This is a genomic window from Telluria sp. ZB4P36, assembly GCF_059685865.1.
In genome coordinates, this window is record NZ_JCASIE010000009.1 from 67,124 (window position 1) to 83,834 (window position 16,711).

The window sequence follows — 16,711 nt, forward strand, 5'->3', positions numbered from 1 at the left end:
GCAAGGCCAGTATAAACCCGAACGCCAAGGGCTGTTTTGAAGCAGGCCTGACTTGTTACGGATTGCTCAGCTTGGTAAGCAATTGTAAGAGTCGAATCGGACGGGGAAAGCTGACCTTATAGTCGATCTTAGTTTTTCTCTCTCTCCACTTTTGAAGTGGTCTTTGCCCGCGGCCCCCTCCGCGGGCTTTTTTATGCCCGGACGCAGCTCATCTTGTTGTGACGTACCAACACATGCATATGCGATATCACCCTATCTGCATGTATCGAAAAGTAAAAAAGCCCTGCAGGCGGTTGCCGCCCCTTGCCCACCCGCTAGAATGCCTGAAGCCTATACCGTCGAGGACGGTGGCTGAGACGGCCGACAGTTGAACACTGCCGGCGCAACGATGAGACCGGCCACAAGCCGGCCGCTTTTCCCAACCCCAGTAATTCCTTAGCAATCGAGGACTATTCCGTGAAGCGAATCCTTCTGAGCACCCTGACGCTGACCCTGGCGGCAGCCTTTGCCAACGCGGCGGACAATTCGGCCACTGCGGCGGCTGCAAGCGCCAAGCCGGTCGCCGCGCCGATCTCGGGCATCGACACCCAATACATCGACACCAGCGTGCGCCCGCAGGACGACTTCTTCACCCACCTGAACGGCAAGTGGCTGAAAGAGACCGAGATCCCGAGCGACAAGGCCAGCTGGGGCACCTTCATGAAGCTGCGCGACGACACCACGCCGCAGATCAAGGCCATCATCGAGGCGGCGCAAGCCGACAAGTCGGCCAAGACCGGCTCGGAAACCCAGAAGATCGGCGACCTGTACGCCAGCTACATGGATGAAGCGCGCCGCGAAGCCTTGGGCACCAAGCCGCTGAACCCGGAGCTGCAGAAGATCCGCTCGCTGAAGGACAAGAAAGGCCTGCCGGCCCTGGCCGCCCACCTGTCGAAGATCGGCGTCTCGACCCCGTACGGCATCTACGTCAGCCAGGACATGCGCAACTCGACCGAGCACGTCGTGTACATCTCGCAGAGCGGCCTGGGCATGCCGGACCGTGATTACTACCTGAAGCAGGACGACGCCAAGCTGGCCGAAGTGCGTACCAAGTACCTGGCGCACGTCGAGAAGACCCTGAGCCTGGCTGGCGAGAAGAACGCCGCGGCCCAGGCCAAGGCCATCGTCGATTTCGAGACCGAGCTGGCCAAGGTGCAGTGGACCCGCGTCGAGAACCGCGATCCGGTCAAGCGCTACAACAAGATGAGCGTGGCCGAGCTGGGCAAGCTGGCCCCGGGCTACGACTGGAAGGCGGCACTGGGCGCGGCCGGCATCGGCAACAAGGTCGATACCATCATCGTCAACCAGCCGAGCTACTTCAAGGGCCTGAACGAGGTGCTGGCCAAGACCGATCTGTCGACCCTGAAGTCCTACTTCGAATGGCAGCTGCTGCGTGAATACTCGCCGCTGCTGTCGAAGGCCTTCGTCGAACAGAGCTTCTCGTTCTACGGCACCGCGCTGAGCGGCGTCTCCGAGCAGGCCCCGCTGTGGAAGCGCGGTGTCGGCGCGGTCGAGGGCGCGCTGGGCGAAGCGGTCGGCAAGCTGTACGTGAAGGAGCACTTCCCGGCCGAGCGCAAGGCCCGCATGGAAGAGCTGGTGAAGAACCTGATCATCGCCTATGGCCAGTCGATCGACAACCTGGAGTGGATGAGCCCGGACACCAAGAAGGAAGCCCGCGCCAAGCTGGCCAAGTTCACCCCGAAGATCGGCTACCCGGACAAGTGGCGCGACTACGCGAAGCTGAGCATCAAGCGTGACGACCTGGTCGGCAACGCGATGCGCACCGCGACCTTCAAGTACAACTACCAGCTGAACAAGCTGGGCAAGCCGGTCGACCGCACCGAATGGGGCATGACGCCGCAGACGGTCAACGCCTACTACCGCAGCACGACCAACGAGATCGTGTTCCCGGCCGCGATCCTGCAGCCGCCGTTCTTCGACATGCGTGCCGACGATGCCGTCAACTACGGCGGCATCGGCGCCGTGATCGGCCACGAGATCGGCCACGGCTTCGACGACAAGGGTAGCCAGTCGGACGGCGACGGCAACCTGCGCAACTGGTGGACCGAGCAGGACCGCACCGCCTTCAAGGCCCGCACCGACAAGCTGGTCAAGCAGTTCAACGGCTTCTCGCCGCTGCCTGGCTATAACGTGAACGGCGAACTGACCCTGGGCGAGAACATCGGCGACAATGCCGGCCTGTCGATCGCCTATAAAGCCTACAAGCTGTCGCTGAACGGCAAGCCGGCCCCGGTCATCGACGGCCTGACCGGCGACCAGCGCTTCTTCATGGGCTTCGGCCAGGTGTGGCGTTCGAAGATGCGCGAAGCGCAGCAGATCAACCAGGTCAAGACCGACCCGCACTCGCCGGGCCAGTTCCGCGCCAACGGCACCGTGATGAACATGCCGGAGTTCTACGAGGCCTTCGGCGTCAAGGAAGGCGACAAGATGTACCTGGCGCCGCAGGACCGCGTGATCATCTGGTAATCAGGTAGCAGCCCAACGGGCCGGCGGCGCAAGCTTCCGGCCCGTTTCACATAACGACAACAAGAAGACACACGGAGAGAACCAATGAAACGACATATCCTGAGCGCCGCGGCGCTCGTCCTGGTGGCCTCGATGGCCCAGGCGGAATCCGCAAAGACCACCACCGGCGCCAAGGCCGCGCCGAAGCTGTCCGCCGGCATCGCGCTCGACTATGTCGAGCCGGCCGTGCGCGCGCAGGACGACTTCTTCCAGCACCTGAACGGCAAGTGGCTCAAGACCGTCGAGATCCCGGCCGACAAGTCGAGCTGGGGCGCCTTCCACAAGCTGCACGACGACACCCAGCCGCAACTGCGCGCGATCATCGAAAAATCGGCGGCGACCAGGAACGCCCGCGCAGGCTCGGAAGAGCAGCTGATCGGCGATTTCTTCGCCAGCTACATGGACGAAGCGCGCCTGGAACAGCTGGGCATCACCCCATTGAAGGGCGAGCTGGCGAAAATCGCCGCCATCAAGGACAAGGCCGAACTGCCGGCCACCTTCGCGCGCCTGGGCCGCATCGGCGTCACCGTGCCCTTCGGCTTCTACATCCACCAGGATGCCAAGGACTCGACCAAGTACGTGGCCGACCTGTACCAGGGTGGCCTGGGCATGCCGGACCGCGACTACTACCTGAAGGCGGACGACGCCAAGCTGGCCGACACCCGCGCCAAGTACCAGCAGCACGTCGAGAAGATGCTGGCGCTGTCGGGCGACACGAACGCCGCCGCGCATGCGAAGGCCGTGGTCGACCTCGAGACCGAACTGGCGCGCGTCCAGTGGACCAAGGTCGAGAACCGCGACCCGATCAAGACCTACAACAAGGTCGAACTGGCCAAGCTGGCCGAACTGGCGCCGGGCTATGCCTGGGACGCCTGGCTGGCGGAATCCGGCATCAAGGGCAAGACCGGCTACGTCATCGTCAGCCAGCCGAGCTACCTGAAGGGCATGGCCGAGATCGTGAACCGCGTGCCGCTCGAGACCTGGAAGCTCTACCTGCAGCTGCACACCGTGAACGGCTACGCCAACTACCTGTCGAAGGCCTTCGTCGACCAGCGCTTCGCCTTCCACGGCACCACGCTGTCGGGCGCGCCGAAGCTGGAGCCGCGCTGGAAGCGCGGCGTGTCGACCATCGAGGGTTCGCTGGGCGACGCGGTGGGCAAGCTGTACGTGAAGCAGCACTTCCCGGCCGAACGCAAGGCGCGCATGGAAGTCCTGGTGAAGAACCTGATGGAAGCCTACCGCCAGTCCATCGACACCCTGGACTGGATGAGCCCCGCCACCAAGAAGGAGGCCCAGGCCAAGCTGGCCAAGTTCACCCCGAAGATCGGCTACCCGAACAAGTGGAAGGATTACTCGTCGCTGAGCGTCAGGCGCGACGACCTGGTCGGCAACGTGATGCGCTCGCGCGAAGTCGAGTACCAGCGTGAGCTGAACAAGCTGGGCAAGCCGATCGACCGCGACGAATGGGGCATGACGCCGCAGACCGTCAACGCCTACTACAACCCGGAACTGAACGAGATCGTGTTCCCGGCCGCGATCCTGCAGCCGCCGTTCTTCGATGCGAAGGCCGACGACGCGGTGAACTACGGCGGCATCGGCGCGGTGATCGGCCACGAGATCAGCCACGGCTTCGACGACCAGGGTTCGCAGTACGACGGCGACGGCAATATGCGCAACTGGTGGACCGAGGATGACGGCAAGCGCTTCGCCGAGAAGACCAAGGTCCTGATCCAGCAGTATGCCGGCTACAGCCCGCTGCCGGGCTATAACGTGAACGGCGAACTGACCCTGGGCGAGAACATCGGCGACAACTCGGGCCTGGCGATCGCCCACAAGGCCTACAAGCTGTCGCTGAAGGGCAAGAAGGCGCCCGTCATCAACGGCCTCACGGGCGACCAGCGCTTCTACATGGGCTGGGGCCAGGTGTGGCGCGCGAAGATGCGCGAGCCGGCCCAGATCAACCAGGTGAAGACCGACCCGCACTCGCCGGCGCAGTTCCGCGCCAACGGCACGCTGAAGAACCAGCCGGGCTTCTACGAAGCCTTCGGCGTGAAGGAAGGCGACAAGATGTACCTGGCGCCAAAGGACCGCGTGATCATCTGGTAAGGGACGTCTTCGCCCGTATGGACAATAAAAACGGCCGCGACGAATGTCGCGGCCGTTTTTCATGGTGCGCTTGGCATGGGCGCAGCCGGCGGGATTACTGCGCCGCGCTGGCGTAGCTGCAGGACTTGGCGTAGCCCGGTTTCGGATCGCCGAACACCGCGTTGGTGCAGGCGACCGGGCCGGTCAGGGTCTTGGTGACGTATTTGTCGGCGCTACCGTAGCGCACCTGGGCCGAGCCGCTGAAGCGGCACCATCCGCCTTCGGTGGCGCAGGCGGTCCAGGTGGACGGTGTCGGCGTCGGGGTAGGCGTCGGCGTGCTGGTCGTGGCGCCGGCTTCATAGGCGCCGATGTCGAGCAGGCCCGACACGGTCCGGGTCTGGCCCGAGGCGACGTGCTTGTACTGCGCCGTCGGCGCCAGGGACACGCCGGTGGCCGCTGTACCCGGCGCCGAGCCGGCGTCGATCACGAGGGCGTTCGCGGTCGGGCGCAGGTCGTAGGCCGCACGGTTGACGAAACCGGGTGCAGCCGCGCGGTAGTTGGTCTTCTGGACGGCGCTGGCCTGGGTGCTGACGGTACCGGTGCCGGCAAAGATATTGTTTTGCAGCAGGGCCGGCTTGGTGACGCCCGAGCCGACGGACACGAAGGTGCCGCGCGCGCTGTCGTCGTTCAGGAAGGTGTTGTTTACCACGTAGAGGTCGTGCCCCGGGTTGCTGGCGCCTTCCTCACCATAGGCGATCATGCTCGGGTTGCCGTTCGCGGCCGGCTGCTGGATCACGTTGCCGATGATATAGGTGGTACCGGCGTTCGGCAGGTTGATCTCGTAGCTCGGCTTGCCGTTGCCGGTTTGGCCTTCGGGCAGGCTCGAGAAGCGGTTGTAGGCAATCGTGTTGACGCGGGCACGCGACTTCAGGTTGTGGCCGACGTTGGCGTCGTGCGAGAAGTTGTGGCGGAAGGTCAGGCTGGCGACGTTGCCGATGTACAGGTTGTGGGTGTAGCCGGTGCCATCGCCGTTACGGCCGAACTCGCTGTTTTCGATCAGGATGTTGCTGGTCGTGTTGGCATTGCTCAGGATGCCGTTCTCGTTGTCGTGCAGGTAGGCCGAGCGCAGGGTAAAGTTGCTGCCCTCGAGGCGCAATGCGGCGCCGTTCCGGTCCGGCACCTTGGCGCCGAACATTTCGACGTTCTCGACGGTCACGTTATTACCGCTGACGACCCAGATGCCCTTGCCCATGGCGTTCTTGCCGGCCGCATCGATTTTGGGACGCCCGTTGACGCCGCGAACAGTCAGGTTGCTGGTATTGATGCCGCAGACGTCGCCCGCATAGGTCTGGTTGCCCTGGATTTCGACGAGGTCGCCGTCCTTGGCCACCGCAAATGCCTTGCAGGGAGTTGCGTAGGTCTTGCCCGAACCGACTGCCAGGGTGGCGGCGGAGGCCGGCAGAGCCGACAGGAGGCCTGCGATAAGGAGGCTGTTTTGCAGGATAGAAGAAGAAAGCTGGCGCATCAAATCCCTCTGGTCAGAATAACAAAGTTTGTGTCTTTAGGAAATTTCCAGCGACACATTTCCGGCCAGCATATACGATGCTGTCTGTAAAATCACGTAACCAATTGTAACAGTCGAGAACTTTTAGAACTCTCCATAGAGAAATGGATTTCACGATTATTCGTTCATCTACGTTCAATATCGGCCTATCTTCACCAAATTTTATCGTCTGTTGGCCGACTCTCCAGGCTGGCTCATACTTACCGTCATTCAGTTATTTGAAAGAAAAAATTAACCAATTGTTAAATAACTCTTACTGAGACATCGACTTGTCCCAAGATCACAACGCCCACACAAATTGCGCGACATCTTTATCTTTAAGCAATTATTATCTTTGCTAAACTTACATGACAAACAGAACACCAGTGATGTTGCAGCTGGGTTCAGGAATACCGCGTGTGACGTCCCCGTCGTATTGCGCCGTCCCATGGCGCCGTACAGGGGCCTGCTTCAACTACCTCGTGCATATCAGCCTATGGAAGCGGTCCGACAATGTTCAAACTCAGCCTGATTATTCCGACCTATAACCGGCCTGACCTGCTGGGCGTCGCGCTCGCGCACATCGCCCAAGCGCATTTGCCGACGGATATAGATTTGACGGTCATTGTTTCGGATAACAATTCCACACCTCAGAACCAGGAGGCCAACAAGGCTGCCCTGCACAATTTCCCGACCCTCAAGACGAGGTATCTGCTGGCGCTCCAGCAGGGCCGTTCGGCAGCGCTGAACTTTGCCGTTGCCCACACCGACGACGAGTACCTGGGCTTCATCGACGATGATGAAAAGATCGACGCCGCCTGGTTCGACGTGGCGGCCGACTATATGCGCAAGGGTGAGTTCGATTTCCTCGGCGGTCCCTACAAGCCGGATTGGCAGTCAACGCCGCCGGCCTGGCTGCCGATGCACGTCGGTGCCTACCGCGCCGTGCTCGGCTGGATCGAACAGAGTGACCAGGCGCAGCCGTTCAAGGACTTCGGGGGCAGCATTTGCGGCGGCAACTGCATCGTCAAACGGAGCGCCCTGCTGGAAGCCGGCGGCTTCGCGACACATATCGGCCGCTCCAAGGGCAACCTGATGGGTGGCGAGGACGACGAGCTGCATCGCAACCTGATGCTGAAAGGTTTCCACGGCATGTACGATCCGGCCTTGGTCATCTACCACTTCATTCCGGAGTCGCGCATGACCCGCTCCTACCACCTGCGCTGGTCGTTCTGGTCCGGTGCCAGCAACGGGGTGCGCCTGCAGTGGCTGCCGCAGGAACCGGTCCCGAAACTGTTCGGGCTGCCGCGCTACCGCTACAGCCAGGCGGCGTCCGGACTGCTGCGCTTCATGCGCTTTTTCGTTTCGCGTTTACCCAACAGCCGGGCACGCAGTTTTACCGGTCTCATGGACGCGGTCTACCTGCTCGGAACTTTGTATGGCAAGCTCATACTTGCGAGAAGATCCGGCAGGCGGCTTGTCGCGGTCGGCGCGGCGGCCACGCCCAACGCTTAGAAGTACACATGAATTCGATCCGTTCAAAAATCGCCATTAATTTCTTTGTTTCGAACGGCGCCACCGTCGCCAACTTCCTGCTGTCGGTCTACATCGCACGTCTGCTGGAGCCGGCCGAGATCGGGATCTTCTCGATGGCTGCGGTCCTCGTGGCCTTCGCCCACGTGTTCCGCGACTTCGGCGTGGTCTCCTTCATCCGCAGCCAGAAGGTGCTGACGACGGCCTCCCTGCGTGCGGCCATGGGCGTGATGTTCTGCGCCTCATGGAGTTTTGCGCTGGCGGTGTTCCTGGCGGCTCCGTTTGCCGCCGAGTATTACCGTCATGCCGGCGTCGAGGATGTAATGCACGTCCTGGCCATCGGTTTCCTGTTCATCCCGGTCGGCTCGATCCCGCAAGCCGTGCTGGCGCGCGAACTCGATGTCCGGGTCCCGGCCATCGTTACCGCCTGCTCGGTGCTGGCCTATGCGCTCACCTGCATTACGCTGGCCAAACTGGGTTACAGCTACATGTCCTTCGCATGGGCCAACCTGGTCAATATCTTCGTTACCGCAACGGCTTACTGGCTCCTGCGGCCGGCGAATGTGCCGCTCCTGCCGTCCCTGCGCGGATGGCGCGAAGTGGCGCATTTCGGTGGCGGCACCATGCTGACCAACTCGGTCCGTTCCGCCGACGCGGCACTGCCTGACCTGGTCATTGGCCGGCTCAGCGGTGCGCATTTCGTTGGATTGTTCAGCCGAGCAAGTTCTACTGTGAATATGCTGAACTACATCGCCGGGCCCAGCATCAATTTTGCGACCTTGCCCTATCTGGCAAAGATCCATCACAGCGGCGAGGATGTGTCGCGCGAGGTCAAGCGCATCGTCGCCTACCTGACCGGCGTCATGTGGCCCGCGCTGGCGGTGCTTGCCTTCGTGCCGGGCGATATCATCCTGTTGCTCTACGGTCCAGGCTGGCTGGAATCGGCGCCGGTCGTCCCGGCACTCTGCATCGTCGCCGGCATCCAGATGTCGTTCTCGGTCCTGCAGCCGGCCTTCACGGCCATGGGCCGTCCCTACCTGTCGGCGTCTCCGCTGCTGGTCGGCATGCTGGCCAAGATCGGCTTCTCGGTCGCGCTGTTCGACGGTTCCCTGAAGTCTTTCGCATTCGCTTTCGTGTGCGGGGAGCTCCTGTCGGTTCCGGCCTACCTGCTGCTGGCCCGCAGGGCCATGGGCATCACGCCCGTGCATTGGGTGTCGGCGACCTGGCGCAGCGCGGTCACGGTCGTCGCCATGCTGGCCGGGCTGTACCTGTTCTCGCCGCTGCTGGCCTCGGTGGCGCATCCGGCGGCGCGCCTGCTGTTGGTGGCGATGTTTGCGTGCGTGGCATGGCCGGTCGTGCTCCTGTTGCTGCGCCATCCGCTCGCCGAGGAACTGCTGCGTGCGAAGAAGATGCTGCTTGCCCGCCTGTCGCGGGCCTGAAGGAGGGCAGCAGGGCGGGCTTGGCGCGCAAGCGCGCCGCCGCTAGCGTGCGGACAGGCGGCGGAAGTAGCGTTGCGAAGGCGTATCGACGGCGTGGTGCAGCAGTACCGACAGGACGAACACCATGCCGAACGACAGCCACAGGTACAGCTGGTTGACCTGGTGGATATTCGAGACGAAGCCGGCCTTGAACAGATCGTAGACCAGGTAGTGCACCATGTAGGTGGAATACGAGATCTCGCCGAGATAGACCAGCGACGGCCGGGACAGCAGGGCAGTGAGCCAGGACGCTGTCACGCTCAGGTAGGCGATCAGCAGGGCGAAGGCAATCGGGATCAGGGAATAGTCGGGCAGGTCGGTGAACGCGTACAGCCCGCTCAGGATGATGAAGCCGACGAAGGCCACGCCACTGGTCTTTTCCAGGAAGTCCTTGTGATTGACGAACAAGGAGCCGATGAATACTCCCATCAGGAATTCCAGCATGGTGCGCACCAGCGCCATGCGCGGGATCTCCGAGCCCAGCGAGTGCAAGCCGGACAGGGAGTAAATCAGATGCAGCAAGAGCGCGACTGCTGCGATGACCAGCAGGTGGGCCGCCACCCCGCCGCGAAGCTTGCGCAGGCTATACGCCATCAGTGGGAAAAACAGGTAGACGAACCATTCCGAACTGATCGACCACGACGGCACGTTCCATGTCAGGTCGCTGCCAACCCACATATGGACCAGGAACATGCTCTGGATAAAGGAGCTCCAGGTGTAGGTCGTCGGCGCCGCGCCGCTGCTCGAGAAATGGGTGAACGCCAGGAACAGCAGCAGGTAACCTCCCAGCATCACGAGATGCAGGGGGTAAATCCGAGCCAGGCGGTTCCAGTAAAACTTGCCTACGCTATGAGGAAAATCCTTGGATACGGCGACGTGGTAGCTCAGGAAGATCACGAAACCGCTGAGCAGGAAAAACAGGTCGACCGCCAGGTAGCCGTGTGCGATGACATGCCTGAGCGGCCCCGAGACCGAATCGCCCATCAGGCCCAGCGAATGGTAAAACACCACCCACCATGCGCAGATTCCCCGTAAGCCTGCGAGTTGGTTGAGCTTCACGACTTCACACGTCCTTTTTCTTTGAGCTGCTCTCGTTCCACGCGGACGGAGTACTGGTCGATCGCCACCGTAAGACTCGCCATGTAGAAGATGAACGGCTGGTAGGCGATACCGACGAAGGCGCCGCCGGCAAGGTAGACCAGGATCGCGGTGGTAAGCGCGTCCGCCAGTCCCCCAACCCAGGCCATTCCTTCATGCTGACGCCATTTTCTTTTCAACGAATGCAATTTCAGCAGGGACAACACGATGATCAGGAAGTACATGATGAAACCTGGAATGCCCTGTTCGCCCAGCACTTCGAAGTAAATGCTGTGAAACGCCTTGCCGCCCCTGACGCCGTCAGGCAGGTAGCGTATCGTGCCGTCTGCCAGAACGCCAGCGATGCGGTTGTGCATGTAGGCGTCGAACCCCCCGCCCAAGGGATTGGTGCCGACGAATTGCAGGGTCCACTCCCACACCTTGATCCTGCCGAGTGCGGAGGAGTCCTCGTTGTAGGTTTCGATGGTCGACATGCGTGCTCCCCAGGGAGTGTTCGACAGGTCGATGTTCATCAAGATGATCGCGGCGATGCCTATTCCGGCGATCCACATCATCTTGCGCTGCGACTTGAGGATCGAAATCGCCACCAGTACGATCATCGCGATCACACCTGTGCGTGCGGAGGTGCCGACCACCGCCGCCACCGCGGTGATGATGACGCCGACAAAGAACAAGCGTGTCAGGCGCGTCCGCGGGAGCAGGATGGAATACCGCATGACGAAGAATATCAGGGGGATCAGCATCACCGATACCACGGACAGCGTACTGCTTTCCGCCAGGCCGGTATTGCCCGATCCCATGATCGCCAGCACGCCATATCCGCCGCCGCCGCGCATGGTTTTCACACCGGCCGAGAAGAAGATGGTCGCGGCGGAGAAGATGAAGACCAGGATGAAGGCTTCGATCTGGACGCGGGACCGGAAGATGAATGGGAAGATCACCGCGAAGATCACGACCTTCGAGGCCCAGTCCCATTTGGTCCAGGCCCTGACCGGAAATTCGGACATGGACGAGGTGAACGTGATCCACAGGCCGAACAGCGTGAGCAAGAGGAGGATGGGCGTGAAGCGTGGCGGTTGCTTGCGGTCTGTCATCGTGAACAGGCCGATCGTCGCGATGGCGGCGATGAAGGACAGCGGCTGTCCGGTCAGGATCGCATAGGCCAATTGCTGGGGCTTGACGATATCGACCCAGACAAAGCCGAGTGCCGCGGCGAATGCCGCCGAAAACCCCATGAAGAGAAGACTGCCGAAGACAGCCGTCAGGAATAGACTTTGCATACGTATAGGTGCCTTGCACAACAGCGGCCGGAAAACGCATCTTCCGGACAGGAGATCGCTGGGCGATGCTTACTTGCGGATGCCTTTCTTGGACTTCTTCTGCTCTTCGAGCTGCAGCGCTTGCAGCTGCCGTTCGCTATCGGCGGAAAACCAGGGAAGCACTTTGTCCAGCTTGATCGCCCGGAAAACCGTGTAGACGATGGCGGAGCTGAAGATGAGTATCGCGATGTTGTCAATCATTGGTGCCCTTAACAGCTGTTCTGCCTGCGCCGGAACGCGCAATGCTTGCCTGAACGAATGCTGAAGGATATCACGTGAAGTTGGGCAACACCGTTGCACAACGAGCAGAAAAGTTACATTTTTACTACGAATCGCTTCAGGTTCCATTCAAGAGAGGCTCGATCGACAGGCAAAAAAAAAGCGGAAGTCCGAAGACTTCCGCTTTTACGTCACTGCTGGATCAGCGCACGATCAGCGTGGGACCACGGAGAAGTTCGGCTCCGCCGAGTAGTCCGGCTTGTACTGGCGGTTAGTAGTGAACGCCGACCATGCTTTCGCACCGTTTGCGTTGGCACCTGCGGCATAGGCCAGGGCCGCCTGCATGATGCCCTGCTGGCCGATCGGCGACAAGGTACCGACCATCTCACCGACACGCACACCCAGGGCGCTTGCCAGTTGCGTGCTGCCGCAAGCCAGCGCACCGGTCGTCGGGTTGCTCGCCAGGTAGGCTTGGCCGATCGTGGTATAGAACGGCGCGCTCGAGCTGTCGCGTACTTTCAGGCTGTAGGCCGGAGCCTGAACCCAGCAGTAGCCGCTGCCGATCATGCGGTCCACCACGAACTTCGATTTCCAGGCCAGGAAGGGCTGGGCATTGCTGAAGCCGAGTTCCACCATGCGGCCGATCGCCGACGTCAGGAAGTCGTCCTGCCACGGTGCCAGGCCGGTGTTGCCGTCGTATTCGATGGCGTAGCCGTTGGTGACGACACCCAGCTTGTTGGTGGCGGCATTGTTGGTATAGGTGGCGTTGTAGTACTCGATGTTGTTATTCACCAATGCCATCAAGCTTGCCTTCTGCGGATCGTTGTCCGGGGTAATGAAGGCGGCTTCGGCCATCGTACGCAGGGTCCATGCCTGACCACGCACCTGGTTGTCCATCACGAGGCCCTTGCCGGCGCCGCGGTATTGCGGTGCGATCTGGAAGCTGTTGAAGCTTGCCCAGAACTGCAGTTCCTCCAGGTGGTAGTAGTCACCGGTCACGAGGTAAGGCACGTAGGCGAACGCCGGCTGGTGCGGGGTATCGGCGGTCAACGGCGTGGTGCACAGCGTATTCGGGCAGGACGGCAGCAGTTCGCTCTTGCCGGTCGCAGGGTTGATCGAACCGCTCTCATAACGCGAGAGGTAAGGATACGCGCTCAGGGTCACCGGACGGCCGGTGTTCTTGTCGCGATAGTGGGCCGACCACGAACCGGCTGCTTCCGACATGCCCAGGCTGACATCCTTCATGCGCTGGTCCATGCTCAGCAGGTACAGGGCGCTCCAGGTCGGCATCAGGCCGATGTCAGGACGACCGCCGGTCATCGGCATGTACTGTGCAGCGACGCCCGATTGCATCGGACCGGTCTTGGCCGCGGTCCATTGCGATTTCCACGAAGCGATCGTCGTTTCCTTGATTGCCAGCGACTGGTCGTAGTTCGGCAGTGCCTTGCTTGCGATCAGGTACGCGGTGTTGTGGCGCACGTTCAGCGCTTGCGCCTTGCCCCACCAGAAGACCTTGCGATAGCGGGCGTGGTGGTAGTGGGTCAGCGCGGCCTGCGAGAAGACCGACTGGCCACCAACCATCATCTGCGCATCGTAGGTGAAATTCTGCGGAGCGGCCTGGAAGGCCCAGCCGTTTTCAATGGTGACGTCGACGCGGGCGCTGTTGCTGCCGGCGTAGTGACGGATGGCGAACTGGGCCATCAGGTGCGGATGCTCGACGCCCGACGAGGTCTTCAACGGAGCCTGCGCCACCCATTCGTTGGCCAGCGAACCCGACAGCCAAGTCGTGTACTTGCCCGCCTTCAGCAGCTCATCCGCCGAAGCCTTGTACTGGACGCCGCCAATGGTGGCGGTGAAGGCCGCGGTGAAGCCGCTGTTCAGCAGCGAGGCCGGGGTTGCCGGGGTCGCTGCCGCGGTGGCGGTCGCCTTGACCAGGCTGATGGTTTCCGATGCGTTCGCCGCGCTGCTCGAGAGCTGGGCGGTGATCACGGCGTGGCGCAGCGAGCCGTCGGCATGGCGTGCCTTGACGTCGACTTGCAGTGGCACCGAGGCGCCGGCTGCGTTGCGGCCAACCAGGGTCTCGCCGTTACGCACGTCGCCCTGCAGGAAGGTCTGGCCAAAGGTGGCAGCGGCACTGGTTTGCGCGCTGGCCGTTGCATTGGTCAGTTGGACGGTAGTAATTGCGCCGCCAGTAGGTGCTGGAGCTGGAGCCGGGGCAGGAGCCGGAGCAGGGGCTGGAGCCGGAGCCGGAGCCGGAGCCGGTGCTGGAGCGGTCGGGGCCGTCGTGGACGTGATGCCGACGCTGCAGGACTTGCCATAGCCCGGTGCCGGATCGCCGAACACGGCGTTCGAGCAGGCGACCGAACCGGTCACGGTCTTGGTGACGTACTGCGTCGCCGTGCCATAACGCACCTCCGAAGTGCCGCTGACCGAGCAGTTGCCGCCTTCGGTGGCGCACACGGCCCAGGACGCCGGGGGCGTCGGCGAGGTCGTCGGTGCGGTCGGAGGCGTGGTCGGAGCAGGCGCGGTCGTGACAGTGCCGACGCTGCAGGACTTGGCATAGCCCGGCGCCGGATCGCCGAACACGGTGTTCGAGCAGTTGACCGGACCGGTCAGGGTCTTGGTGACGTACTTGGTATCGGTGCCATAGCGAACGTTGGCGGTGCCGCTGAACGAGCAGGTACCGTATTCCTTGGCGCAGACGCTCCAGGTGGTGGTCGAAGTGGTCGGGGCGCTTGCAACCGGAGTGACGCCGATGCTGCAGGTCTTGGCATAGCCCGGAGCCGGGTCGCCGAACACGGTGTTCGAGCAAGCGACCGGGCCGGTCACGCTCTTGGTAACGAATTTGTCCGCAGTGCCGTAGCGCACGGTGGCAGTGCCGCTGACCGCGCAGGTGCCGCCTTCGGTGGCGCATGCGGTCCAGGTCGATTCAGGAGTGTAGGTGGTCGTGGAGAGACGGACGGCGCCCATCGTACCCATCGAGTTTGCTGCTGGCGTTTCAGTTGCTGCTTCGTTGCTGCTGCCGCAAGCCGACAGAGTGGCGCAAACGGCTGCGATCAGGAGGGGAGAAGTGTAAGAATTTCGCATATCTGAGCTGTCCTAAAAATTTACGGCGAGAAAAATAGTGCCGTACGGATAGACTCAGATTACTCCTGGAAACTAAATGAAGTAGGGAAAAATTGCAAATTGATACCGAAAAAAATTCAAAAAACTGCTCGGATACAACAAAATATTGTCGTGCAACTCATTCCTGTTGTCAATTAGCATGCAATTTTCCCGCTGATTGCGATGTTTGAATGCAACACTGTGATGGCCGTCACAGACGAAATTCCTTATGGCATAATCTTTTGACTCTTTTCGGCTGTCTGGACTGACACATGCAAAAACAAGCCGGCGTCTCCAGCCGCTCCAAGTCTCAACGTCGCGGCAACAGGCGTCCCTTGTTGTGGCTTGGCGTTGCAAGTCTCGGACTGACGGCATTGGCTGGCAGCATCGCCCTGTATTACCTGGACGATGCCGGCATTACGCCACGTTCGCTGGGTCCTTATGTGGAGCGCCGCAGTGACGGGCACAATGCACTGATCGAAACCATCGGCTCGACCGCCAGGCAATGGCTGGTACGGGTAGATCGCGGCGATACGCCGCTGCGAAGCGCTTCCTGGAGCGGCAAGGTCGGTATGCAGGCGTCGGGTATGCTTGTTCCCAGCCAGCCCTCAGGTCAGGAAATATTGGTATCCGACAGCGCGGGCCTGCTGCGCGCGATTGCCGAAGCGCTGCCGGGCCAGGTCATCACCCTCCTGCCTGGCCGCTACCGCTTCGATTACCGGATCCTGGCAGCACGTCCAGGCCGGGCGGACGCACCGATCGTGGTGCGGGCCCAAACGCCCGGCAGCGTCCACCTGGACATGAATACGCATGAAGGCTTTAAGGTATCGGCGCCCTACTGGCGCTTCGAAAATCTGTCCATGCAAGGGAAGTGCACGGACGCGCCATGCGAGCATGCATTCCATGTCGTAGGCAATGCCCATCACTTTGCTGCGGTCAATAACTTGATTGTCGACTACAACGCGCATGTCAAGATCAACGGGGAAGCTGGGCAGCACCCCGATCATGGTCTGCTTGAATTGAATACGCTGCGCAACAATACGATCAGGGCCACCCACAAGCCCGTCACGCCAATCGACGTGGTCACGGCCAGCCACTGGATCGTCCGCCGCAACCTGATCAGCGACTTCATCAAGGGCGATGGTGACCGGATCAGCTATGGCGCCTTCTTCAAAGGTGCCGGTAGCAATAACCTCATGGAACAAAACGTCGTGCTGTGCGAAGACCGGCTGCGCGGTGCGCCGGGCCAGCGTGTCGGCCTGTCGCTGGGTGGGGGAGGTACCGAGAAGATGTTCTGTCGCGACGGCGGCAAATGCATCACCGAGCAGGCCGACAGCACCCTGCGCGCCAACCTGATCGCATCGTGTTCGGATGACGGCATTTACCTGAACTCCGCTGCGCGCAGCAAGCTGATTCACAACACGCTGATCGACACCGGCGGCATCGCGGTACGCTTCCCGAGCAGCAGCGCCACGATCGACGGCAACCTGGTGGATGGCATCGTTCGCAGCCGCGACGGCGGCATCCTGCACATGGGGGACAACCAGGTTTCGTCGGCGGCGCGGCTGTATACCGGAAGCCACCCGCAGCGTGCTCTGTTCCGCGATCCGCTCGGTTTCGATTTCCGCTGGCGCGAGCCGGCCGAACGCCGCGTGACGCGCGGAGAAACCGTGCCCGACCTGTGTGGTCCGGTGCGTGCCGAGAGGCCGCGCTACGGGGCCTTCGACGACTTCAGCGGCTGCATGCGTTCACCCTGACCGGCGGCC

At 61.7% G+C, this 16,711-nt stretch carries 10 protein-coding genes; 5 read left to right on the forward strand and 5 right to left on the reverse strand.

What is annotated here, in order from left to right:
• Window positions 1–456: 456 nt before the first annotated feature.
• Both AC56LK_RS13770 and AC56LK_RS13775 read left to right on the forward strand, forming a co-directional pair.
• Window positions 457–2,526, forward strand: coding sequence for a M13 family metallopeptidase (locus tag AC56LK_RS13770; RefSeq protein WP_497185057.1), 2,070 nt, complete (start codon window positions 457–459; stop codon window positions 2,524–2,526).
• Window positions 2,527–2,610: 84 nt separating this feature from the next.
• A complete protein-coding gene (locus AC56LK_RS13775; protein WP_497185058.1) occupies window positions 2,611–4,671 on the forward strand; it encodes a M13 family metallopeptidase in 2,061 nt (686 codons plus the stop codon).
• Window positions 4,672–4,765: 94 nt separating this feature from the next.
• On the opposite strand, the gene AC56LK_RS13780 is transcribed toward AC56LK_RS13775, so the two are convergent.
• A complete protein-coding gene (locus tag AC56LK_RS13780) occupies window positions 4,766–6,175 on the reverse strand; it encodes a right-handed parallel beta-helix repeat-containing protein (protein ID WP_497185059.1) in 1,410 nt (469 codons plus the stop codon).
• A 531-nt stretch (window positions 6,176–6,706) separates the two neighbouring features.
• Between AC56LK_RS13780 and AC56LK_RS13785 the strand changes: the two genes are divergently transcribed.
• Window positions 6,707–7,708: a glycosyltransferase family 2 protein gene (locus tag AC56LK_RS13785; protein ID WP_497185060.1), complete on the forward strand. Its 1,002-nt coding sequence runs from the start codon at window positions 6,707–6,709 to the stop codon at window positions 7,706–7,708.
• 8 nt (window positions 7,709–7,716) lie between these two features.
• Window positions 7,717–9,165 carry an oligosaccharide flippase family protein gene (locus tag AC56LK_RS13790; protein ID WP_497185061.1) on the forward strand — a complete coding sequence of 483 codons (1,449 nt, stop codon included), beginning with the start codon at window positions 7,717–7,719 and terminating at the stop codon, window positions 9,163–9,165.
• 42 nt (window positions 9,166–9,207) lie between these two features.
• Here AC56LK_RS13790 and AC56LK_RS13795 read toward each other — a convergent pair whose 3' ends face one another.
• The 4 genes from AC56LK_RS13795 to AC56LK_RS13810 all read right to left on the reverse strand — a co-directional run bounded on the left by AC56LK_RS13795 (window position 9,208) and on the right by AC56LK_RS13810 (window position 14,819).
• The gene (locus tag AC56LK_RS13795) at window positions 9,208–10,263 is read right to left on the reverse strand and encodes an acyltransferase family protein (RefSeq protein WP_497185062.1); all 1,056 of its coding nucleotides are present in this window, start codon (window positions 10,261–10,263) and stop codon (window positions 9,208–9,210) included.
• Entirely contained in the window at window positions 10,260–11,582 is a 1,323-nt protein-coding gene (locus AC56LK_RS13800; protein WP_497185063.1) for a putative O-glycosylation ligase, exosortase A system-associated, read from the reverse strand. Before AC56LK_RS13800 ends, AC56LK_RS13795 begins: the two co-directional genes overlap by 4 nt.
• A gap of 69 nt (window positions 11,583–11,651) precedes the next feature.
• Window positions 11,652–11,969, reverse strand: coding sequence for a hypothetical protein (locus AC56LK_RS13805; protein WP_497185064.1), 318 nt, complete (start codon window positions 11,967–11,969; stop codon window positions 11,652–11,654).
• 84 nt (window positions 11,970–12,053) lie between these two features.
• A complete protein-coding gene (locus tag AC56LK_RS13810) occupies window positions 12,054–14,819 on the reverse strand; it encodes an RIFT barrel domain-containing protein (protein ID WP_497185065.1) in 2,766 nt (921 codons plus the stop codon).
• A gap of 398 nt (window positions 14,820–15,217) precedes the next feature.
• Here AC56LK_RS13810 and AC56LK_RS13815 point away from each other — a divergent pair, with 398 nt between their 5' ends.
• Window positions 15,218–16,702, forward strand: coding sequence for a right-handed parallel beta-helix repeat-containing protein (locus AC56LK_RS13815; protein ID WP_497185066.1), 1,485 nt, complete (start codon window positions 15,218–15,220; stop codon window positions 16,700–16,702).
• Window positions 16,703–16,711: the final 9 nt, after the last annotated feature.